Origin of the sequence: Kitasatospora sp. NPDC047058, assembly GCF_040643935.1 — a bacterium.
GTDB lineage: Bacteria > Actinomycetota > Actinomycetes > Streptomycetales > Streptomycetaceae > Kitasatospora.
In genome coordinates this window covers 1-22,072 of record NZ_JBEYVJ010000111.1, presented here as the reverse complement: position 1 = coordinate 22,072, position 22,072 = coordinate 1, and the positions used below count along the sequence as shown (strand labels likewise).

The window sequence follows — 22,072 nt, the reverse complement described above, 5'->3', positions numbered from 1 at the left end:
TGGCACGCTGTTGAGTTCTCAAGGAACGGACACTTCCTTCGGACCGCCTTCCAGCGGGCCCTCCGGGCGCTTCGTTCTTTCGTGTTTCCAGCTTACCAGATGCTTTCCGCTCCGTTTACCGGTGCTTTTCACATCTGAAATCTGCTGTTAACCGTCGTCTTGCGGCGACTCGACCAACCATAGCGGGTCCCACGACGGAGCGCGAATCGGGCCACGCCGGTGTCACCCGATCGGACGCATGATTTGTTGCTCTCGCGAGCATATACAGCAATGGTCCCGATTCGCCAAGATGCCTGTAGAGTGCGGCGCATCGGTGAAGAGGACTAGACCACTGTCGGTCGACGAGGTGTCGTCCGAGGTGGCGGGCGGGGTGTGGTTCTACGCCCGGGTATGTCAGCAGATGTCCGAAGTTGACATGATTTAGGCTTCAGTTGATCGTTGCGCCGCTGCTCGCGGCTGCTCGCTGTATTGCGCACTTGGGAGGCACCACCATGACCACTGTGACGTCGCCGCTGACCGGCCGTGTCGTCGGGCTCGCCGGCGTGCCGGACCCGGTCTTCTCGGGTGCGATGGTCGGCCCCGGCACCGCGATCGACCCGGTGCGCCGGCCGACCGAGGCCGTCGCCCCGGTGGACGGCGTCGTCGTCTCCATGCACCCGCACGCGTTCGTCGTGGTGGACGCCGACGGGCACGGTGTGCTGACCCACCTCGGCATCGACACCGTGCAGCTGAACGGCGAGGGCTTCGAACTGCTCGTCGCCAAGGGCGACACGGTGACCCGCGGCCAGGCCGTCATCAAGTGGGACCCCGCCGCCGTCGAGGCCGCCGGCAAGTCGCCGATCTCGCCGATCGTCGCCCTGGAGGCCGCCGCCGACTCCCTCGCCGGTGTCCGCGAGGACGGCGAGGCCGCCGTCGGCGACGCCCTGTTCAGCTGGAGCTGACCTCTTCTTTCCCGACACACCCGCCCCGGCGCATCCGACGGGGCGGCCCGGCACACAGCGGTACCCAGCGGGGCCGCTCCTCTCAGCGGAGACAGTCACATGGAGAAGACGCTGCGCGGCGTGGGTGTCAGCCACGGGGTCGCGATCGGCCAGGTGCGGCACATGGGCACGGCGGTGCTGGAGCCGCCGGCCACCCAGATCCCCACCGAGGACGCCCCGCGTGAGCAGGCTCGCGCGCAGGCGGCGGTCGAGGCGGTGGCCGCGGACCTGATCGCGCGCGGCAACCTGGCCGGCGGCGAGGCCCAGGCGGTGCTGGAGGCCCAGGCGCTGATGGCGCAGGACCCCGAGCTGATGGCCGACGTCGCACGCCGGATCGCCGTCGGCAGCAGCGCCGAGCGCGGCGTCTACGACGCCTTCGCCGCCTACCGCGCGCTCCTCGCGTCGGCCGGGGAGTACCTGGCCGGCCGCGTCGCCGACCTGGACGACGTGCGGAACCGCATCGTGGCGCGGCTGCTGGGCGTGCCGATGCCGGGTGTGCCGGACAGCGACGAGCCGTACGTGCTCTTCGCGCGGGACCTCGCGCCGGCCGACACCGCGCTGCTGGACCCGACGCTGGTGCTCGGCTTCGTGACCGAGGAGGGCGGGCCGACCAGCCACAGCGCCATCCTGGCGCGTGCCATGGGCGTGCCGGCCGTGGTGGCGCTTCCGGGGGCGACCGGCGTCGCCGAGGGCACCGTCGTCGCGGTGGACGGCAGCTCCGGCGACGTGCTGGTGGAGCCGTCGCAGGAGAAGCAGGGCGAGCTGCGCCGGATCGCCGCCGAGCGCAAGGCGGCCCTGGCCGCCTCCTCCGGTCCGGGGCAGACCTCGGACGGTCACCGCGTCCCGCTGCTGGCCAACGTGGGCGGACCGGCCGACCTGCCGGCCGCGCTGGAGGCCGGCGCCGAGGGCGTCGGGCTGTTCCGTACCGAGTTCCTCTTCCTGGACGACTCGGCGAAGGCGCCCGGCGAGGAGAAGCAGGTCGAGGCGTACCGGAAGGTGCTGGAGGCGTTCCCGGAGGGCCGGGTCGTGGTCCGGGTGCTGGACGCGGGCGCGGACAAGCCGCTGGACTTCCTGACCCCGGCGGACGAGCCGAACCCGGCGCTCGGCGTGCGCGGTCTGCGGACGCTGCTGGAGCACCCGGAGGTGCTGCAGACCCAGCTGCGCGCGCTGGCGAGGGCCGCTGAGGGCCTGCCGGTCCACCTCGAGGTGATGGCCCCGATGGTGGCCGACCGGAAGGACGCCAAGGACTTCGCGGACGCCTGCCGCGAGGCCGGGCTGAACGCCAAGTTCGGTGCCATGGTGGAGATTCCGTCGGCGGCGCTGCGGGCGCGGTCGATCCTCCAGGAGGTGGAGTTCCTCTCGCTGGGGACCAACGACCTGGCCCAGTACGCCTTCGCGGCCGACCGTCAGGTGGGTGCGGTGGCCCGGCTGCAGGACCCGTGGCAGCCGGCGCTGCTCGACCTGGTCGCGTTCTCGGCCGAGGCCGCGCAGGCCACCGGCAAGAGCTGCGGGGTCTGCGGCGAGGCGGCCTCGGACCCGCTGCTCGCCGTGGTCCTGACCGGTCTGGGCGTCACCAGCCTGTCCATGGGCGCGGCGTCGATCCCCTACGTGCGGACCACGCTGGCCAAGTACACGCTGGCGCAGTGCCGCCGGGCGGCCGAGGCGGCGCGGGCCGCGGACAGCGCCGAGGCCGCACGGGCCGCCGCGCAGCAGGTGCTGTCCGGCGAGTAGCACCGGACCGCGCGGCACCGGGCACACGGATGTCGAAGGGGCGCCCCCGTCATGGGGGGCGCCCCTTCGCCGTACCGGGCGTCAGGCCTGGGCGGCCTGGCGCTCGCGGCGGAGCTGCTCGAAGAAGCGCAGGTGGTCGAGGTTGTCGACGGAGCCCGGGTTGACCGCCTGCTCCAGCGGGGTGCCGGAGAGCAGTCGCTTCACCGGGACCTCGATGCGCTTGCCGGTGAGGGTGTGCGGGAGGCCGCGGACGGCGATGACCTCGTCGGGCACGTGCCGCGGCGAGAGCTCGGTGCGCAGCGAGGTGCGGATGCGGCCGGTCAGGTCGTCGTCCAGGGCGGCGCCGGGGGCGAGGACGACGAAGAGCGGCATCCAGTAGCCGCCGTCGGGCTCCTCCAGGCCGATGACCAGGGATTCGGCGATCTCCGGGAGGCGCTCGACGACCTCGTAGATGTCGGAGGAGCCCATCCGGACGCCCTGGCGGTTGAGGGTGGAGTCGGAGCGGCCGTGGATGATCACGGTGCCGCGCGAGGTGACGGTGATCCAGTCGCCGTGGCGCCAGACGCCCGGGTACGTGTCGAAGTAGCTGTCGTGGTACCGGGTGCCCTCGGGGTCGTTCCAGAAGCCGGTGGGCATGGAGGGGAGGGGCTTGGTGACGACGAGTTCGCCGACGGCGTCGGTGAGCGGGCGGCCGTGGACGTCCCAGGACTCGACGGCGGCGCCGAGGCAGGGGGCCTGGATCTCGCCGAGGTGCACGGGCAGGGTGGGGACGCCGCCGACGAAGCAGGAGCAGACGTCGGTGCCGCCGCTGACGGAGGCGAGCCAGACGTCCTCCTTGACCTCGTCGTAGATCCAGCGGAAGCCGTCGGGCGGGAGCGGGGAGCCCGTGGTGCCGATGCAGCGGACGGCGGAGAGGTCGAGGTCGCGGCCGGGGTGGAGGTCGGCCTTGCGGCTGGCGATGACGTAGGCGGCCGAGGTGCCGAGGACGGTGGCGCCGGTGCGGGCGGCGACGGACCAGAGGGCGCCGGTGTCGGGGTGGCCGGGGCTGCCGTCGTAGGTGACGATCGTGGCCCCGACGAGGAGGCCGGCGATGAGGAAGTTCCACATCATCCAGCCGGTGGAGGTGTACCAGAGGAAGCGGTCCTCGGGGCCGAGGTCCAGGTGGAGGCCGGCCTGCTTGAGGTGCTCGACGAGGATGCCGCCCTGGCTCTGGACGATGGCCTTGGGCAGGCCGGTGGTGCCGGAGGAGTAGAGGACCCAGAGCGGGTGGTCGAAGGGGACGGGCTCGTACACCGGCTCGACGTCGTCGGCGACCAGGTCGTCCCAGTGCAGGGCGCCGTCGGGGGCGGGGGCGCCGAGCAGCGGGACGTGGACGACGGTGCGCAGGGTGGGGAGTTCGCGGCGGAGTTCGGCGACGACCTCGGTGCGGTCGTGGTCCTTGCCGCCGTAGTGGTAGCCGTCGACGGCGAAGAGGACGGCGGGTTCGATCTGCTGCAGGCGGTCGAGGACGCTGCGGGCGCCGAAGTCGGGGGCGCAGCTGGTCCAGACGGCGCCGACGGCGGCGGTGGCGAGGAGGGCGACGGCGGCCTGGGGGATGTTGGGCAGGTAGGCGCTGACGCGGTCGCCCGGGCCGATGCCGCGGGCGCGCAGGGCGGCGGCGAGGGAGGCGACCTGGCGGCGGAGTTCGGCCCAGGTGAGGGTGACCGGCTGCTCGGTGGTCTCGTCGAGGTGGAGGACGGCCGGGCGGTCGTGGTTGGCCGGGTCCTCGGCGGCGCGCAGGGCGTGCTCGGCGTAGTTGAGGCGGGCGCCGGGGAACCAGCGGGCGCCGGGCATGGCCGGGTCGGCGAGGACGGCGTCCGGGGCCTGCTGGAAGCGGACGTCGAACCACTCGGTGACGGCGGTCCAGAAGCGGTCGAGGTCCTCGACGGACCAGGCGTGCAGGTCGGCGTAGCGGCGGGCCGCCTCGGTGTCGTCGGCGGTGGGAGCGAGCGGTGCGGCCGGTGCGCCGTGGCGCTCGGCGGCCCAAGCCTGGAACGCCACGAGGCTGGTGGCGGCGGCGCTCGCGGGGTTGGGGCGCCAGAGCGGCTGATCCTGGGGTGGGGTGCTCACGGTGGTGGTCTCCCGGCCGGTGGATGGGACGGGGTTGCTTCTGGCAGGGCCCGTCCAGTTGGGCTGTCGGTGCAGACCATGCCATGTGAGCGGCCCGCGCGCCAGGGTCTGCCGGGCGGACGCGCGGCTGGTCAGCCCGCTGCCGGGGGCCGGCCGCCGGGGGTGAAGTCGCCGTTGAACCAGGCGCGGGAGACGTTGCTGTGGAAGTCCCAGGCGAGCCGGGTGTCCGGGGTGGCGAGCAGCCAGCCGGCGGTCTCGTCGGTGGGGCGCGAGGGCGGGAGTTCGGCGAGCGGGCGGGCGGGGAGCAGTCCGCAGAGGAAGACGAAGCGGCCGTGCGGGTCGGACGCGGTGGAGATCAGGGTGATGTCGGCGGAGTCGGCCGGGATTCCGGTCTCCTCGCGGAGTTCGCGAACGCAGGCCTGTTGCCAGGTCTCGCCGTAGTCGATGTAGCCGCCGGGGAAGGCGAGTTCGCCGTAGCCGGGTTCGATGGTGCGGCGGATGACGACCAGGGCGGGGTCGGCGTCGGGGCGGGTGACGGGGAGGACGGTGACCGCGACGGGCAGCGGGTTGCGGTAGCTGATCTCGGCGCAGCCGGGGCAGGTGCGGGGCCAGGCGCTGGTGCCGGCGGGGTAGGGCGTGCCGCACCAGTGGCAGTGGGAGTTGGGCCGATTGCTCGTCCGGCTCACGTCTTGAGTGGTCATGGCCCGGATGGTAGTGCGCGGGTGGGACCGGTGGTGCCGGTCAGCGGATCTCGTCCTCGCGGGTGGGGCGGAGGAGGGCGGGGTGGAGGAGCCGGGCGTCGCCGGCGTGGTAGGTGCGGGCGCGCGGGCCGCCGCGGGCGCCGCCGCGCTCGGTGGTGGTGCCGGTGCTCTCCACGAAGCCGGGGACGGAGAGGACCTTGCGGTGGAAGTTGCCGGGGTGGAGCTTCTCGTCCCAGACGGCCTCGTACACGGCGCGCAGCTCGGGGATGGTGAAGTCGTGCTGGAGGAAGGCGGTGGCCAGCGGGCTGTACTCGATCTTGTCGCGGGCGCGGTCGAGGCCGTCGGCGATTATGCGGGCGTGGTCGAAGGCCAGGGTGATCGGCGCGGACTCCGCGGAGTGGGGGCCGGTGGGCCCGTCGACGCCACCCCCGTGGGTGTCGACGGGCTCACCGGCTGCCGGTGACCGGCCGGTGGACGGCCGGAGTTCGAGGGCGCTCACGGGGTGCCAGGCGGCGGTCGCCGCGTCCGAGCCGGCCCGGGGGTCGGGCAGGTCGGGGGCGAAGGCCAGGTACGCGACCGAGACGACGTGCATGCGCGGGTCCCGGTCGGGGGCTCCGTAGGTGCCGAGCTGTTCGAGGTGGATGCGGCTGAGGGCGGCCTCGGCGTCGGCGCTGCCGTGCAGGCCGGTCTCCTCGGCGAGCTCGCGGGCGGCGGCCTCGTCCGGACCCTCCTCGCCGGCGCGCAGGAAGCCGCCGGGCAGGGCCCAGGAGCCCTGGTAGGGCGGGGCGGCGCGCTCGACCAGGAGGACGTGCAGGCTGCCGTGGCGCAGGGTCAGGGCGACGACGTCGACGGTGACCGCCACCGGGGTGTAGGCGCGCGGATCGTAGGCGGCCAGCCAGGCGCGCTCGTCGATGCCGCTGCCGGTTCCGGTGTCCGTGGCGGTTCCGGTGTCCGTGCCGGATCCGGCCTCGGTTCCGGTGCCGGCCTCAGTGCCGGCCTCAGTGCCGGCCGGGGGCTCCTCCGTGGTCATGGCCGGCTCCTCTCCGGTGCGGTTCCGGTACGGCGGTCGTCGTTCTCGGTCTGAGCACAACGTAGCGATCCGATGACTCTGCGGCAAATGATTTTCCGGCGTCCGCCGGCCCGTCCCCTTCCCTACGCTGTGAGCAGGGATCTCACCGCACGGAAGAGGGGACTCGGTGGCCGGGAAGGACTTCACCGCGGCGCTGGCCGCCGGTCCGCTGGTGCTGGACGGCGGGCTGTCCAACCAACTGGCCGCGGCCGGGCACGACCTGTCGGACGGGCTGTGGTCGGCACGGCTGTTGGCGGACGCCCCGGAGGCGGTCGTCGCCGCGCACCGGGCGTACTTCGAGGCGGGCGCGGCGGTCGCGATCACCGCGAGCTACCAGGCGAGCTTCGAGGGGTTCGCCCGGCGCGGGCTGGACCGGGCGGAGGCGGCCGGGCTGCTCGCGCGCAGCGTGGAGCTGGCCCGGGAGGCGGCCCGGCAGGCCGCGGGCGGGCGGCCTGCGGCGGGCCGGCCGCTCTGGGTGGCCGCGTCGGCGGGCCCGTACGGGGCGGTGCTCGCGGACGGCTCCGAGTACCGGGGGCGGTACGGGCTGACGGTGGGCGAGCTGGAGGCGTTCCACCGCCCGCGGCTGGAGGTGCTGGCGGCGGCCGGGCCGGACGTGCTGGCGCTGGAGACGGTGCCGGACGCGGACGAGGCGCGGGCGCTGCTGCGGGCGGTGCGCGGGCTGGGCGTGCCGGCCTGGCTGTCGTACAGCGTGGCGGGCGGCCGCACCAGGGCCGGACAGCCGCTGGCGGAGGCCTTCGCCCTGGCCGCGGAGGCGGACGAGGTGGTCGCGGTCGGGGTGAACTGCTGCTCGCCGCAGGACGCGGACCGCGCGGTGGCACTCGCGGCGCGGGTGACCGGCAAACCGGTGGTGGTCTACCCGAACAGCGGCGAGGGCTGGGACGCCGCGGCGCGGGCCTGGCGCGGCGAGCCGACGTTCCGGCCGACGGGGGCCGCCCCGGCCGGCGGCCCGGGCCGGGTGACCGGCTGGCTGGCCGACGGGGCCCGGCTGGTGGGCGGCTGCTGCCGGGTGGGGCCGCAGGAGATCGCCGCACTGGCCGCCGAGGTGGCGCGCGCACGGGACTGACGGCGCCGGTCGCATCCACCGGAGGGCGGCCGCATCCACCGGAGGACTTACCGAGGGGGAAGGTGCACGGACCGGGGGCGGCCTGGCAGACTCATCCCGTTACCACTGCGGTCGACAATGTCGACCGCCTGTCAGCGCGGAGGTACCGAATGCCCGGCCCGATCCAGTCGCTCTCCCGGGCCGCCGCCATCATGCGCCTGCTGGCCGGCGGTGAACGCCGCCTCGGTCTGTCCGAGGTCGCCACGGCGCTGGACCTGGCCAAGGGCACCGCCCACGGCATCCTGCGCACCCTCCAGCAGGAGGGGTTCGTGGAACAGGACCCGGAGAGCGGCAAGTACCAACTGGGCGCCGAGCTGCTGCGGCTGGGGCAGAGCTACCTGGACGTGCACGAGCTGCGGGCCAGGGCCCTGGTCTGGGCGGACGACCTGGCCCGGGCGGCCGGCGAGACCGTCTACCTGGGGGTGCTGCACCAGCAGGGCGTGCTGATCGTGCATCACGTGTTCCGCCCGGACGACACCCGGCAAGTGCTGGAGGTCGGCTCGATGCAGCCGCTGCACTCCACCGCCCTGGGCAAGGTGCTGCTGGCCTACGACCCGGTGGCCCGCGGGGAGCTGGGCGAGGGGCCGTTCGAGGCGTACACCCCGCGGACGCTGACCGACCCCGCGGACGTGGACGCCGAGGCGGCGCTGACCCGCGAGCGCGGCTGGGCGGACTCGATCGAGGAGACCTGGGAGGGCGTGGCCTCGATCGGCGCGCTGATCCAGGACCGGCGGCGCAACCCGGTGGGCGCGGTCTGCATCAGCGGCGCGGTGGAGCGGGTCTGCGAGGACGGCTTCGTGAAGCCGTCGCTGGTCGCGTCGGTGCGCAGCGCGGCCCGGGCGATCTCCCGGGACCTCGGGGCCGGCCGGTTCTGACCGCGCTGCGCGCGGGGCCGGCGCCGGACGCCGGACGTTCACGCTGAGGCGCGGACAGGCAGCACGCCTGTCCGCGCCTTAGCGTTTTGTCCGTGTTTGCGGATATCCACGTGGTCACACCGAGTGAAGGGTCACAGCTGAGTAACCCGGCCTTGACGTGAAGGCGGCCCGGGGAGGAAGCTTCCGCATGACGGTCGACATTGTCGAACGATGGCCGAGCAGATCTCTCCCACAGAGCGCTCACCCGCACCGTTGATCGCTCGGCCACCTGCCCCCACCCGCACCTCCGGGCCATATGGACAAGGGAGTCTTTGTGTCCTCGTTCTCCAACGGCGACATCTTCGTCGGCGAAACCCTCGGCACCGCCGCCCTGATTCTTCTCGGCGGCGGCGTCTGCGCCGCCGTGACGCTCAAGAAGTCGAAGGCCATCAACGCCGGCTGGCTGGCGATCACCTTCGGCTGGGGCTTCGCGGTGATGATCGCCGCCTACATGTCGGCTCCGAAGTCCGGCGCCCACCTCAACCCGGCCGTCACCCTCGCCCTCGCCGTCAAGAGCGGCGAATGGGGCGACGTTCCGCTCTACCTCGGCTCGCAGCTGCTCGGCGCGATGATCGGCGCCGTCCTCGTCTGGGCCACCTACCTCGGCCAGTTCAACGAGAACAAGGAGCCGACCCTGGGCATCTTCTCGACCGGTCCCGAGATCCGGAACCCCGTCCAGAACATGCTCACCGAGATCATCGGCACCTTCGTGCTCTGCTTCGCGATCCTCACCCAGAGCACCAACGAGGGCCTGGGCAAGTCCGGCCTCGGCATCCTGATCGTCGCGTTCACCGTCGTCGGCATCGGCCTCTCGCTCGGCGGCCCGACCGGCTACGCCATCAACCCGGTCCGCGACCTGGGCCCGCGCATCGTCCACGCGCTGCTGCCGATCCCGAACAAGGGCGGCTCCGACTGGTCCTACGCCTGGATCCCGGTGGCCGGCCCGATCGTCGGCGGCCTGCTGGCGGGCGCGCTCTACAACGTCATGTTCTAAAGCCGGCCATCCTCGCGGAGCCAGGCTTCGCGCCACCCGAGCACGGGGACTGACCCGAGAGTCGGACCCACCCACCCGCCATCCCCCAACCTTGAGCCGAGGACCCTCATGACCTCCACTGGCACGGGCAACTACATCGCCGCGATCGACCAGGGCACCACCTCCAGCCGCTGCATCATCTTCGGCGCGGACGGACGGATCGTCGCCGTCGACCAGCAGGAGCACCGGCAGATCTTCCCCCAGCCCGGCTACGTCGAGCACGACGCCGCCGAAATCTGGACCCGGGTCCAGTCGGTCGTCCGCGGCGCGCTGGAGAAGGCCGGCCTGACCAAGGACGACATCCGCGCGATCGGCATCACCAACCAGCGCGAGACCACCGTCCTGTGGGACAAGAACACCGGCGAGCCGGTCCACAACGCGCTGGTCTGGCAGGACACCCGCACCGAGGCGCTCTGCCGCGAGCTGGGCCGCAACGTCGGCCAGGACCGCTTCCGCCGCGAGACCGGCCTCCCGCTGGCCAGCTACTTCGCCGGCCCGAAGATCCGCTGGCTGCTGGACAACGTCGAGGGCCTGCGCGAGCGCGCCGAGGCCGGCGACATCCTGTTCGGCACCATGGACACCTGGGTGATCTGGAACCTCACCGGTGGTGCCGACGGCGGCAAGCACGTCACCGACGTGACCAACGCCAGCCGTACCATGCTGATGAACCTGCACAGCCTGCAGTGGGACGACAAGATCGCCGAGTCGATGGGCGTTCCGATGTCCGTCCTGCCGGAGATCCGCTCCTCCGCCGAGGTCTACGGCGAGGCCGTCGGCGACCTGGCCGGCGTCCCGGTCGCCTCCGCGCTCGGCGACCAGCAGGCCGCGCTGTTCGGCCAGACCTGCTTCGACAAGGGCGAGGCCAAGTCGACCTACGGCACCGGCACCTTCCTCCTGCTGAACACCGGCGAGGACGTCGTCAACTCCTACCACGGCCTGCTGACCACGGTCGGCTACCGGATCGGCGACCAGAAGCCGGTCTACGCCCTGGAAGGCTCGATCGCCGTCACCGGCTCGCTGGTCCAGTGGCTGCGCGACCAGCTCGGCATCATCTCCACCGCCGCCGAGATCGAGACCCTCGCCAACACCGTCGAGGACAACGGCGGCGCCTACTTCGTCCCGGCCTTCTCCGGCCTGTTCGCCCCGTACTGGCGCTCCGACGCCCGCGGTGTGATCGCCGGTCTGACCCGGTACGTCACCAAGGGCCACCTGGCCCGGGCCGTCCTGGAGGCCACCGCCTGGCAGACCCGCGAGGTCGTCGACGCCATGCAGAAGGACTCCGGCGTCGAGCTCACCGCCCTCAAGGTCGACGGCGGCATGACCAGCAACAACCTGCTCATGCAGAACATCGCCGACGTGCTGGACGCCCCGGTCGAGCGCCCGTACGTGGCCGAGACCACCGCGCTCGGCGCCGCCTACGCGGCCGGCCTGGCGGTCGGCTTCTGGAACGACCTGGACACCCTGCGGGCCAACTGGCACCGCGCCGCCGAGTGGACGCCGCGCATGGACGAGGCCACCCGGGAGCGCGAGTACAAGAAGTGGCTCAAGGCCGTGGAGCGCACCATGGGCTGGGTGGAGGAGGAAGAGCAGAGCTGACCGCGAAGCCGGCCGGGGCCCCGTGCCCCGGCCGGCTTGCCCCCGTTTCACCGGCCCGCCGCACCGGGCCGACCGGCCTCTCCGCAGGGGCCGCACCGCACACCGAGAGGAGTAACGGCGCCGCCCGACCCGCGTCGCCGTAACACACACCATGGCAACCATCCCGACCCTGGGCGCCGAGCGCACCGCCGGCCGCACCGCCTCCCGCGCCGACACCCGCGAGCTGCTGGGCAAGGCCACCTACGACCTGCTGGTGATCGGGGGCGGCATCCTCGGCACGGCCGTCGCCTGGACGGCCTCCCAGGCGGGCCTCAAGGTCGCCATGGTCGACGCCGGCGACTTCGCCGGTGCCACCTCCAGCGCCTCCTCCAAGCTGGTCCACGGCGGTCTGCGCTACCTGCAGACCGGCGCGGTCAGGCTGGTCGCCGAGAACCACAAGGAGCGCCGCGCGCTCGCCACCGACGTCGCCCCGCACCTGGTCAACCCACTGACCTTCTTCGTGCCGGTCTACAAGGGCGGCCCGCACAGCGCCCCCAAGCTCGGCGCCGGCGTCTTCCTCTACTCGGCGCTCTCCGCCTTCCGCGACGGCATGGGCCGGGTCTCCACCGCCGCGCACGCCGCCCAGCAGGTGCCCGCGCTGCGCACCGAGGGCCTGCGCTCGGTGGCCGTCTACGGCGACCACCAGATGAACGACTCGCGCGTGGCCGTGATGACCGTGCGCGCCGCCGTCGACGCCGGCGCCGTGGTGCTCAACCACGCCGAGGTCACCGGCCTGCGCTTCACCGGCGGCCGCGTCACCGGCGCCGAGCTGCGGGACCGCCTGGACGGCACCGAGTTCGGCGTCAACGCCCGCCTGGTGCTCAACGCCACCGGCCCGTGGGTCGACCACCTGCGCAAGATGGAGGACGCCGGCGCCGCGCCGTCGATCCGCCTCTCCAAGGGTGCGCACGTCGTCGTCAAGCGCCGCGCCCCGTGGCGCGCCGCGCTGACCATCCCGATCGACAAGTACCGCGTCTCCTTCGCCATCCCGTGGGAGGACCACGTCCTCCTCGGCACCACCGACGAGGAGTACACCGGCGACCCGCAGGACGTCCGGGCCACCGAGGCGGACATCGACCAGATCATGGGCGAGGCCGCGCACGCGATCCGCGACGAGCACCTCGACCGCGACCTGATCACCTACGCCTTCGCCGGCCTGCGGGTGCTGCCCGGCGGCCCCGGCGACACCGCCGCCGCCAAGCGCGAGACGGTCGTCACCGAGGGCAAGGGCGGCATGCTGTCCGTCGCCGGCGGCAAGTGGACCACCTACCGGCACATCGGCCGCACCGTGCTGGAGAAGCTGGCCCACGTGCCCGGCACCAGCCTCGGCGAGGACATGTCCCCGATCGCCCCGACCGTGCCGCTGCCCGGCGTCGGCGCGCCGAACGCCGTCGCGCACCGCCTGCTGATCGACCGTGAGCCCGGCTCGCGGATGGAGCCGCTGGTCGCCAAGCACCTGGCCAGCCACTACGGCACGCTCTCCTTCGAGATCGCCCGCCTGATCGACGAGAACCCGGAGCTGGGCCGGCCGATCCACGAGGACGGGCCGGACGTCTGGGCGCAGGTCGCCTACGCCGCCGACAACGAGTGGGCGTACACCACGGACGACGTGCTGCGCCGCCGCACCACGATGACCGTGCGCGGCCTGGACACCCCGGAGATCCGGTCCGAGGTCGACGCCTTCCTCGCGAAGCGCGGAAGCAAGTAAGCACAGCCTCGCGAAGCGCGGAAGCGAGTAAGGCACGTAAGGCACGTAAGCACCGCTGCGCGTAGCACGGGGAGCGAGTAGGCAGGGCGGGTTCCCGGGACTCCCGGGAACCCGCCCTTCGCGTTCCGTCAGACCGGGCGGCCGGCCTGGACGACGTGGCGCAGGTGCCGTTCGGGGCGGGTGAGGACGGTGAGGTCCGCCAACGGGTCGCCGTCGACGACGAGCAGGTCGGCGTGCGCGCCCGGGGCCAGGGTGCCGATCCGGCCGTCGAGGCCGAGCAGGCGGGCGGCGGTCGTGGTGGCCGAGCGGAGCACGTCCGCGGCGGGCTGGACCTGCGCGCGGATGGTGAACTCCTCCAGCTGGGCCTGGTGCAGCGGGCCGAGCAGGTCACTGCCGTAGACCAGGTTGACGCCCGCGCGGTGGGCCCGTTCCAGTGCGGCCAGCCCCTGGTCGCGGACCTCGGCGAGCTTGCCCACCGAGGCGGGCGGCAGGCCCGAGGCGGCACCGAGCTTCGCGGTCTGCTCGTAGGCGACCAGGGTGGGGACCAGGAAGGCGTCCTTCTCCCGCAGCAGCGCGACGTTGGCGTCGTCCAGCAGGTTGCCGTGCTCGACGCAGCGCACCCCGGCGCGGAGCGCGCGGTCGATCGCGCGCGGGTGGTAGGCGTGCACGGTGACGTAGCGGTTGTGGTTCTCCGCCTCCTCGACGGCCGCGCGGATCTCCTCCTCGCTGTACTGGACGGCGGCGATCTCGTCGTGCGGCGAGGCGACGCCGCCGGAGAGCAGCACCTTGAGGTGCGCGGCGCCCTTGCGGAACTCGTCCCGGGCGGCGGCGCGGACGGCGTCGACGCCGTCGGCGATCCGGCCGAAGTGCGGGCGGGACTCGCAGCAGGGCAGCGCGTCGTCGCCGAGCGGGCGCAGGTCGCCGTGGCCGCCGGTCTGTGACAGCGCCTTGCCGCCGTGGACCAGCCGGGGGCCGGGCACCAGGCCCTCGGCCAGCGCGCGGGCCATGCCGTGGTCGGCCCCGCCCACGTCACGGACGGTCGTGAAACCGCGGCGCAGCATGCGTCCGGCCTCGGCGAGCGCGCGGGTGGTGGCGTAGCCGGGCGTCCAGTCGGCGATGTCGCGCAGGTCGAGGCTGGTGACCAGCAGGTGGACGTGCGCGTCGATCAGGCCCGGCAGGACCGTGGCGCCCCCGGCGTCGATGACCCGGACGTCCTCGCCCGCGGCGGGCGGGCGGCCGGTCCCGGTGGCGGTGATCAGGCCGTCGGCGGCCTCCAGCCAGCCGCGGTCGGTGCGGGTGCCGTCCTCGGGATGCAGCAGGTGGGCGTCGGTGATCAGCAGTCGGCTCATGACGGTGGTCCCCCAGGGTCGGTGCAGGTACGGGTGCGGGTGCGGTGCCGGTCCGGGTCCGGTGGCACCGCACGGTTCAGTACGGGACGTATTGAATACGACTCGTATTGAATACACCATGTATCGTTCTCCTGTGAACCCTCCCCCGGCCGATTCCGCCCCCGCCGCCCGACCGCCCCGCCGCCGCGTCCACACCCGGGCCCGGCTGCTGGCCGCGGCGGGCGACCTGTTCCTCGCCGTCGGCTTCGCGCGGACCAGCATCGAGGACGTCTGTGCCGCCGCCGGCTACACCCGGGGCGCCTTCTACTCGAACTTCGGCAGCAAGGAGGACCTGCTGCTCGCGCTCTTCGACGACCGGGCGGCCGGGCGGATGGCCGAGCTGGCGGAGCTGGCGGCCGCCGGGGAGGCGCTCGCCCCGCCGGAGCGGGCCCGGCTGCTGGTGGAGGCGCTGCTGCGGGTCGAGCCGGCCGAGACCGGGTGGATCCTGCTGTTCCTGGAGTTCCGGCTGGTCGCCGCGCGCAGCGAGGGGCTGGCCGAACGGGTGGCCGCGCACGACCGGGAGGTCTCCCAGGCCCTGGCCGCCGTCCTGGAACGGGCGCTGCCCGAGCTGGTGCCGCCGGGTGCGACCGCCCGGCAGGCCGCCGGGGTGATCCTGGCCGCGCGCGAGGGGCTGCTGGCCCGGACCGCCGCGGGCGGCGGGGCCGCGGAGGAGTTGCTGGAGGCGACCGCGGCGGTGCTGTCGGGACTGCTGGGCTGACGGAACGCCGGAGGGGCGGCACCCGGCGGATCCGGGTGCCGCCCCTCGGGCGTGCTCGGCGGCTGCGGCCGGCGGTGGTGGGCCGGTGTCAGACGGGCCGGGGCTGCGGTCAGATGACCAGGCTGAGCGGCAGGATCAGGGCTATCGCGACCACCGAGATCACGGTCTCCATCACCGACCAGGACTTCAGCGTCTGACCGACGCTCATCCCGAAGTACTCCTTCACCAGCCAGAAGCCGGCGTCGTTGACGTGGGAGAAGAAGAGCGAGCCGGCGCCGATGGCGAGCACCAGCAGGGCCGCGTGGGTCGAGGACAGGTTCGCCGCCAGCGGGGCAACGATGCCGGCCGCGGTGATGGTGGCGACCGTCGCGGAGCCGGTGGCCAGGCGGATCAGCACCGCGATCAGCCAGCCCAGCAGCAGCGCGGAGACGTGCCACTCGCTCGACCATTCGCTCACCGCGTTGCCGACGCCCACGTCGATCAGGGTCTGCTTGAAGCCGCCGCCCGCGCCGACGATGAAGACGATGCCGGCGATCGGGGCGAGCGAGCGGCCGACGGTCTCGGAGATCCGCTCCTTGGAGAAGCCGGCCGCCCGGCCGAGCGTCACCATGCCGAGCAGGGTCGCGGCGAGCAGGGCGACCAGCGGCGAGCCGATGAAGTCGAACACCCGCTGCGCCATCGCCTTGGGGTCGTCGATGACGACGTCGGCCAGCGCCTTGCCGAGCATCAGCACGACCGGCAGCAGGATCGTCGCCAGCACGGCACCGAAGGACGGGGTGTGCTCGCGCCCGGCCGTCCGCTCGGGGGCGGTGGCGGTCGGGATCTCCAGCGGGCCGACCCAGCGCTCGGCGACCCGGGCGAACAGCGGACCGGACACGATCAGCGTCGGGACCGCGATCAGGAGGCCGAGCGCCAGGGTGATGCCGAGATTGGCCTTCAGTGCGTCGACGGCGACGAGCGGGCCCGGGTGCGGGGGCACCAGGCCGTGCAGCACCGACAGGCCGGCCAGGGCCGGGATGCCGATCCGCATCAACGGCACGTTGCCGCGGCGGGCGACCAGCAGCACGATCGGGATCAGCAGGACCACGCCGACCTCGAAGAAGAGCGGCAGGCCGAGCAGCGCGGCGATCAGCGCCATCGCCCAGGGCAGCGCCCGGGTGCCGGAGCGCGCCAGCACGGTGTCCGCGATGGTGTTCGCCCCGCCGGAGTCGGCGAGCAGCCTGCCGAGCATCGCGCCCAGCCCGATCAGCAGGCCGACGCCCGCCACGGTGGCGCCGAAGCCCGTGGAGAAGCTGGTGAGCAGCCTGTCGAACGGCGCGCCCGCGGCGACGGCCAGCAGGCCCGAGCCGAGCGTCAGGGCGAGGAACGGGTGCAGCTTGAGCCTGGTGATCAGCAGCACGATGGCGCCGATACTGAGCAGCACCGCTATCAGCAGCCGGGTGTCACTGCCGGTGTGCGGCAGCGCCGGTGGGGCGGCGGCCGCGAGGAGGGTGGGGGTCACGCAACGTCTCCATTGACGGGCCGCAGCAGTGCCACGGCCATCTCGGTGAGTTCTTCGGGGGACGGGCCGACGTCCAGGACGGCGCCGCGCTCGTCCGCAGCGAGGGGTTCCAGGGCGGCGTACTGCGAGTCGAGCAGCGACGGCGGCATGAAGTGGCCGCTGCGGAGGGCGATCCGGTCCCCGACCAGCTCGTGACCTCCGCTGAGGTGCAGGAAGAAGACGCCCGGGCAGGCCGCGCGCAGGGTGTCGCGGTAGCGGCGCTTCAGTGCCGAGCAGGTGACGACGCCGCCGGTGCCGGCCTCGGTCCGCTCCTCCAGCCAGCCGCCGATCGCCCGCAGCCAGGGGGCGCGGTCCTCGTCGTCCAGCGGGACGCCGGCCGACATCTTGGCGATGTTGGCCGGTGGGTGGAAGTCGTCCGCCTCGGCGAAGGGGAGGCCGAGGCGGTCGGCCAGGAGGCGGGCCACGGTGGTCTTGCCGACACCGGAGACGCCCATCACCACGACCGTGAGGGGGCCGGGGGTGCCGGGTGCCGGAGTGTCGTGGTTCTCGACGCTGAGAGCCATGGGTGGTGCTCCTTCGTTGCCTGGCCGCCACTATCGCTCCAAAGATATGACGTATTCAAGGCCCGGATACCAAATCGTCATACTTTTAGCGGCGCGGGCGGGGCGTCCGGGCCCGCCCGGGGTGAGCCGGGCGCGGCCGTCTAGGCTGGGCGGATGGAGATCCAGGGGCTGCCCGGCCGACTGCTCGCCGAGCTCGGACCGGCCATCGCGTCCGGCGAGGTGCCCGAGGGCGCGGTGCTGCGCAGCGAGGAGCTGGAGGAGCGGTTCGGGGTGTCGCGGACGGTGGTCCGCGAGGCGGTGCGGATCCTGGAGGGGATGCGCATGGTGGCCCCCCGGCGCCGGGTGGGCATCACCGTCCAGCCGAAGTCCACCTGGGACGTCTTCGACCCGCTGGTGATCCGCTGGCGGCTGGCGGGCAGCGACCGGCCGGCCCAGCTGCGCTCGCTCGGCTCGCTGCGGGTGGCCGTGGAACCGGCCGCCGCCGCGCTCGCCGCACAGCATGCCAGTGACGACGAGCGCCGCGAACTCGGCTCACTGGCCGTGGAGTTGACCATGACGGCGCGGGCCGCCGACCTGGAGGCCTTCCTCCGGCACGACATCGCCTTCCACGCGACCGTACTGAAGGCCTCCGGCAACGAGATGTTCGCCCACCTCGGGGACACCGTCGGGGCGGTACTGACCGGCCGCACCGAGTACGATCTGATGCCCCATCAGCCGGAGCCGTACGCGATCCGGCTGCACCGCGAGGTCGCCGAGGCGATCTGCGCGGGGGACGCCGAGCACGCGGAGCAGGCGATGCGGACGATCGTGAAGGGTGCGCTGGAGGAGCTCGACCAGCAGTTGGGCCTCGGCGCACCCTGAGTCCGGGTTGCGGCTTTCCGGAGCAGATCACACCATTTGGCGGCACTTCGGGGAATTCGGGCGCATAGCCGGGGTGCGACAGGGCAGAGTAGGCGTGCAGGGGCGCGTCCGTGCGCCCCGCCCGCACACCCCGCCACCGTGACCGCGCCTGGGGGTCGCCCGATGTCCGTCGCACGCCGTCGCCGCCGCCTGCCCGACGAGGTACGGACCGCCGCCGTCCGGGCGGTGCTCTGCCTGGCGTTCACCCTGGTCGGCCTGCTGGTCGCGACCCTGGCCTCGTACGCGGACAGCTGGCTGCTGACACCGGCGCTGATGGCGATGGGGCTCGGGGTGTTCGGCTCGATGTGGTGCCTGCTGGAGATCCTGATCTCGCGTCAGATCGCCGCGCAGCGGGCCCGCGGACCGCACGCGGCCTCGCCGATGGCCGGCAGCCGGGCGGCCGGGCCCGCACCGCAGGCCCGGCCGCCGCAGCCCCGGACGCGTCAGGCCAGCGCGCGGTAGTGGCTGGTCAGCCGACCGTCGTCGGCCAGGACGTGGAAGGCGAACTGCGGCGGGTGGTCGAAGCGGATCTCGGCCCCGCCCTCGCAGGGCAGGGTGACGGTGGAGACCACGCCCGGCGCCACCAGCACCGGTAGTCCGGCAAAGGTGGTGGCAGCGCCGGTGTGGGAGTGGCCGCAGAGCAGCGCCCGCACCCGCGGGTGACGGGCCAGCACCTCGGCGAGCCGCTCCTCCCCGAACTGGCGGATCGGGTCGACGTACGGCAGGTGGAGGGTGACCGGCGGGTGGTGGAAGGCGAGCAGCGCCGGAAGCTCCTGCCGGCCCTCGGTGAGGGTGCGGTCCAGCCAGCCGATCGTCTCCTCGTCCAGCAGACCGTCATCCTGGCCGGGGATCGAGGAGTCGAGCATCAGCACGTCGGCGCCCGGCAGCCGGTGCAGCCGGTTGACCGGGCCGCCGGACGCCGCCTCGCCGAGCAGCACCTCCCGGTAGGGCTCGCGTATGTCGTGGTTGCCGGGACAGGTGAGCACCGGGTGACGCGAGGTCAGCACCTTGGCGACCTGCTCGTACTCGCCGGGCAGGCCGTGGTCGGCGAGGTCGCCCGTGACGAGCACCGCGTCCAGCGGGCCGGGCAGGGCGTTGAGGTACGCCATCACCTGCTCGGCCCGCCGGTACGCGCGGTCCCCGCCGTCACCGTCCTGGTCCTGTCCGAGATGGATGTCACTGAGGTGAGCGATCGTCAGCATGGACACCACCGTAGGCGGATCACGTCTGGGCGGGAACCTCCGCCGGGCGCTTGAACATCCGGGTGGCGGTGATCTCGCCGTGGACGGCCGGGCCGTCCGGGTCCGGCGCGGCGGGCAGGCCCGGGCGCAGGTGTTCCTCCACCGAGATGTACTTCAGGCCGGCCCGCAGGTCGGCGTCGTTGCGCAGCCGGATGACCAGCGGGAACTCGGCGAGCGCGGTGGTGTCGAACAGGCCGGTGGTGTAGATCAGCTGGACGCCGAGCGCGTCGGCGACCGCCCGCTGGAGCTCCAGCAGGTAGGTGGCGTTGGCGCGGCCGATCGGGTTGTCCAGGAAGAGCGTGCCGGCGTGCCGCAGCTGGGACTGGCCGCGGTCGTTGGCGCGCAGCGCGGCCATCGTGCAGTAGAGCGCGATGGCGGCGGTGAGCAGCTGGCCGCCGGAGAAGACGTCGGACATCTGGCCGACGCCGACCCGCTCGGCGCGCAGCACGGCGTCCGGCTTGAGGATCTCGACGCTCACGCCGCGCGGGCCGATCGCGGCGGCGACGCCGCGCAGCAGCAGGGACATGCCGTCGCGGCGCAGGTCGCTGTTCTTCTTGACGGCGGCGCGGGTGGCCTCGTCGATCACCTCGCCGAGGCGCTCGACCAGGGTGGCGTGGTCCGGGTCCTCGAAGCGGATCCGCAGGAACTCCTGGCCGGACCACTCCCCCAGGCCCTCGGGCAGGCGGGAGAGCCGCTGGGCGGCGCGCAGGGTGGTGAGCGAGGACTCCACCAGGCCGCGCAGGCGGTCCACGATCGAGCCGCGGTTCTTCTCCAGCTGGGCGAGCTCGTCGGTGAGCACGCGCAGCCGGGGGGCGAAGGCGGTGGCCCAGGCGGCGGCGTGGTCGGGCAGGGCGGAGGCGGGCAGTTCGCGGATCTGCTGGCGGGCCGGGGTGCGGACGGCCTCGTAGCGGGCCGCGTTGGCGTGCCGGACGAGCGCGTCGGAGGCGTCGCGGACGGCGAGTTCGGCGGAGGACAGCTCGCCGGCGGCGGTGCGCAGGGCGCGGCGGGCCTCGGCGGCGGCCGTGCGGGCGTCGGCGAGCGCGCCGAGGTAGGGCTCGACCGGCCGGCCGTCGTCGTCCGGGTGCTCGCGCAGGCCGTCGCGGAGCTGGCCGGCGTGCTCGTCGAAGTCGGCGGCGGCGGCCTGGGCGGCGTCGAAGGTGCGCTGCAGGTCGGCGTGGGCGGTGCGGGCGGTCTCGACCGTCTCGCGGCGCTCGGCGAGGCGGGTGGTGGCGGTGCGCAGCAGGGCCTGGGCGTGCTCGGGGTCGGTGGGGACGAGGTCCTCGGGCAGCTCGGTGTGGGCCTCGCCGTCGGCGGGCGCGGAGCGTTCGGCCTCGCCGCGCAGCCGGCCGAGCTGCTCGCTGGCGGCGGCGGAGCGGGCCTCGATGGTGGCGACGAGTTCCTCGGCACGGGCGGCGGCGGCCTGGCGGGCCGGGCCGTCGGCGCCGTCGGGGCTGCCGAGCAGTTCCTCGGCGCGGGTGCGGACCTTGTTGGTGAGGCGGTCGAGTTCGGCCGCGGCGGCGGCCTCGTCGCCCTCGGCGCGGGCCTGTTCGGCGCGCAGGTCGGCGCCGACGCCGACCTTCTCGTACAGCTGGGAGGCGGCGCGGTAGGCCTCGCGCAGGGCCGGCAGGGCGGCGGGCGCGGCGTCGGTCCCGGGCTCCTCGGCCTGCTCGGCGGCGGGGATCTCGGCACGCTCGGCGCGCAGGGTGCGGGCGGTGCGGCGGGCGTCGTCGGCGGCGCGCTGGGCGGCGCGGCGGTCCTCGTCGCAGGTGCGGGCGCGTTCGGCGCAGAGGGCCTGGCGGCGGTCGCACTCGGTGGCGTCCTCGGCGAGTTCGCGCTGGCGGCGGGTCCAGCCGGCGCGTTCGCGCAGCCGGAAGGCGAGGCCGGAGAGGGCGTCGGCGCGGCGGCGGGCGCGCTGGGCGGTCTCCCGGTGCTCCTCGTGGGCGGTGGCGGCGACGGCGTGGTCGGTCTCGGCCTCGTCGTGGTCGGCGCGCAGGGTGGCGAGGGTGGCGGCGGCCTGCTCGGCGTGCTCGTGGGCGGCCTCGGCGGCGGCGGCGAGCTCGGCGAGGGTGCCGGGCGGGCAGTTGGCGTGCCAGGAGGCGAGGCGGGCGGCGAGGGCGCGGTCGCCGCCGAGGCGGGCGGCGAGTTCGCGGATGTGCTCCTCGCGGGCGGTGGCGCGGGCGCGCAGTTCGCGGCGTTCGCCGTCGGCGGCGGACTCGTCGTGCATGGCCGGGTTCGGCGGGACGAGGAAGAACGCGGGCTCGCCGGTGATCGGGGCGATCAGCGAGGCGGCGGCGCCGACGGCCACGGTGGAGCGCGGCAGCAGGGCGGCGGCCTGGAGGGCCTCGCGGGCCCGCTCCAGCGAGTTGGGGTCGGTGATGACGACGCCGTCGACCAGCTCGGGGCGGGCGGCGAGGATCGCCTCGTGGTCGGCCGGGTCGACGGACTGGGCGAGGTAGCGCCAGCCGGGCAGCGCGGGGATGCCGTGCTCGGCGAGGTACTCGACGGTGGCGAGGACGTCCGGGCCGGGCGGCAGCAGGCCGCCGTCGCCGAGGGCGGCGAGGATGCGGGAGTCGTCGGCGGCGGCGGTGCGCAGGTCGAACAGGGTGCGTTCGGCGGTGGCGATGGCCTCGTCGAGCAGCTCGCGCAGGTACTCGGCGTTGCGGTACCCGCTCCTGTCCGGCCTGGTGATCGTGGCGGGCGCGCTGACCGAGCGGCGGCTGCGCGGCCCCCGGTCGAAGCGGGAGTTCGGCACCCCGGT

The 22,072-nt window shown here is 73.9% G+C and carries 17 protein-coding genes and 1 pseudogene; 10 read left to right on the top strand and 8 right to left on the bottom strand.

Going from position 1 to position 22,072, the window contains the following annotated elements; genetic code table 11:
• Positions 1-491: 491 nt before the first annotated feature.
• Both ABZ885_RS18675 and ptsP read left to right on the top strand, forming a co-directional pair.
• The gene (locus ABZ885_RS18675) at positions 492-941 is read left to right on the top strand and encodes a PTS glucose transporter subunit IIA (protein WP_360189311.1); all 450 of its coding nucleotides are present in this window, start codon (positions 492-494) and stop codon (positions 939-941) included.
• 99 nt (positions 942-1,040) lie between these two features.
• A complete protein-coding gene (ptsP, locus tag ABZ885_RS18670) occupies positions 1,041-2,711 on the top strand; it encodes a phosphoenolpyruvate--protein phosphotransferase (RefSeq protein WP_360189308.1) in 1,671 nt (556 codons plus the stop codon).
• An 81-nt stretch (positions 2,712-2,792) separates the two neighbouring features.
• Here ptsP and ABZ885_RS18665 read toward each other — a convergent pair whose 3' ends face one another.
• The 3 genes from ABZ885_RS18665 to ABZ885_RS18655 all read right to left on the bottom strand — a co-directional run bounded on the left by ABZ885_RS18665 (position 2,793) and on the right by ABZ885_RS18655 (position 6,416).
• Positions 2,793-4,820 (bottom strand): acetoacetate--CoA ligase, encoded by a 2,028-nt coding sequence (locus tag ABZ885_RS18665; RefSeq protein ID WP_360189305.1) that lies wholly within the window; start codon positions 4,818-4,820, stop codon positions 2,793-2,795.
• Between the two features lie 131 nt (positions 4,821-4,951).
• Positions 4,952-5,521 (bottom strand): NUDIX domain-containing protein, encoded by a 570-nt coding sequence (locus ABZ885_RS18660; RefSeq protein ID WP_360189302.1) that lies wholly within the window; start codon positions 5,519-5,521, stop codon positions 4,952-4,954.
• A gap of 40 nt (positions 5,522-5,561) precedes the next feature.
• Entirely contained in the window at positions 5,562-6,416 is an 855-nt protein-coding gene (locus ABZ885_RS18655) for an NUDIX domain-containing protein (protein ID WP_360189316.1), read from the bottom strand.
• A 301-nt stretch (positions 6,417-6,717) separates the two neighbouring features.
• Between ABZ885_RS18655 and mmuM the strand changes: the two genes are divergently transcribed.
• The 5 genes from mmuM (at position 6,718) to ABZ885_RS18630 (ending at position 13,003) form a co-directional block, all read left to right on the top strand.
• On the top strand, positions 6,718-7,674 hold the full coding sequence (gene mmuM, locus ABZ885_RS18650) for a homocysteine S-methyltransferase (RefSeq protein WP_360189299.1): 957 nt from the start codon (positions 6,718-6,720) through the stop codon (positions 7,672-7,674).
• Between the two features lie 149 nt (positions 7,675-7,823).
• Positions 7,824-8,588, top strand: a complete 765-nt coding sequence (locus ABZ885_RS18645; RefSeq protein WP_360189297.1) for an IclR family transcriptional regulator — start codon at positions 7,824-7,826, stop codon at positions 8,586-8,588.
• Positions 8,589-8,901: 313 nt separating this feature from the next.
• A complete protein-coding gene (locus tag ABZ885_RS18640) occupies positions 8,902-9,621 on the top strand; it encodes an MIP/aquaporin family protein (protein WP_360189294.1) in 720 nt (239 codons plus the stop codon).
• A 108-nt stretch (positions 9,622-9,729) separates the two neighbouring features.
• Positions 9,730-11,256 (top strand): glycerol kinase GlpK, encoded by a 1,527-nt coding sequence (gene glpK, locus ABZ885_RS18635; RefSeq protein WP_360189291.1) that lies wholly within the window; start codon positions 9,730-9,732, stop codon positions 11,254-11,256.
• Between the two features lie 151 nt (positions 11,257-11,407).
• The gene (locus ABZ885_RS18630) at positions 11,408-13,003 is read left to right on the top strand and encodes a glycerol-3-phosphate dehydrogenase/oxidase (RefSeq protein WP_360189288.1); all 1,596 of its coding nucleotides are present in this window, start codon (positions 11,408-11,410) and stop codon (positions 13,001-13,003) included.
• A gap of 128 nt (positions 13,004-13,131) precedes the next feature.
• Here the strand turns inward: ABZ885_RS18630 and ABZ885_RS18625 are convergent, their stop codons facing one another.
• The gene (locus tag ABZ885_RS18625; protein ID WP_360189285.1) at positions 13,132-14,352 is read right to left on the bottom strand and encodes an amidohydrolase family protein; all 1,221 of its coding nucleotides are present in this window, start codon (positions 14,350-14,352) and stop codon (positions 13,132-13,134) included.
• 133 nt (positions 14,353-14,485) lie between these two features.
• Here ABZ885_RS18625 and ABZ885_RS18620 point away from each other — a divergent pair, with 133 nt between their 5' ends.
• Positions 14,486-15,109, top strand: coding sequence for a TetR/AcrR family transcriptional regulator (locus ABZ885_RS18620; RefSeq protein ID WP_360189282.1), 624 nt, complete (start codon positions 14,486-14,488; stop codon positions 15,107-15,109).
• A 109-nt stretch (positions 15,110-15,218) separates the two neighbouring features.
• Here the strand turns inward: ABZ885_RS18620 and ABZ885_RS18615 are convergent, their stop codons facing one another.
• Both ABZ885_RS18615 and ABZ885_RS18610 read right to left on the bottom strand, forming a co-directional pair.
• Positions 15,219-16,571, bottom strand: a complete 1,353-nt coding sequence (locus tag ABZ885_RS18615; protein WP_360189313.1) for a gluconate:H+ symporter — start codon at positions 16,569-16,571, stop codon at positions 15,219-15,221.
• A gap of 35 nt (positions 16,572-16,606) precedes the next feature.
• Positions 16,607-17,173: a gluconokinase gene (locus tag ABZ885_RS18610; protein WP_360189279.1), complete on the bottom strand. Its 567-nt coding sequence runs from the start codon at positions 17,171-17,173 to the stop codon at positions 16,607-16,609.
• A gap of 153 nt (positions 17,174-17,326) precedes the next feature.
• On the opposite strand from ABZ885_RS18610, the gene ABZ885_RS18605 reads away from it, so the two are divergent.
• Positions 17,327-18,034 (top strand): FCD domain-containing protein, encoded by a 708-nt coding sequence (locus ABZ885_RS18605; RefSeq protein WP_360189276.1) that lies wholly within the window; start codon positions 17,327-17,329, stop codon positions 18,032-18,034.
• Positions 18,035-18,196: 162 nt separating this feature from the next.
• The gene (locus ABZ885_RS18600; RefSeq protein ID WP_360189273.1) at positions 18,197-18,535 is read left to right on the top strand and encodes a hypothetical protein; all 339 of its coding nucleotides are present in this window, start codon (positions 18,197-18,199) and stop codon (positions 18,533-18,535) included.
• Here ABZ885_RS18600 and ABZ885_RS18595 read toward each other — a convergent pair.
• Positions 18,517-19,275, bottom strand: a complete 759-nt coding sequence (locus tag ABZ885_RS18595) for a metallophosphoesterase (protein ID WP_360189270.1) — start codon at positions 19,273-19,275, stop codon at positions 18,517-18,519. The two genes, ABZ885_RS18600 and ABZ885_RS18595, sit on opposite strands and share 19 nt — an antisense overlap.
• Positions 19,276-19,294: 19 nt before the next feature.
• Positions 19,295-22,072, bottom strand: a pseudogene (locus ABZ885_RS18590) (hypothetical protein); the annotation flags it as partial.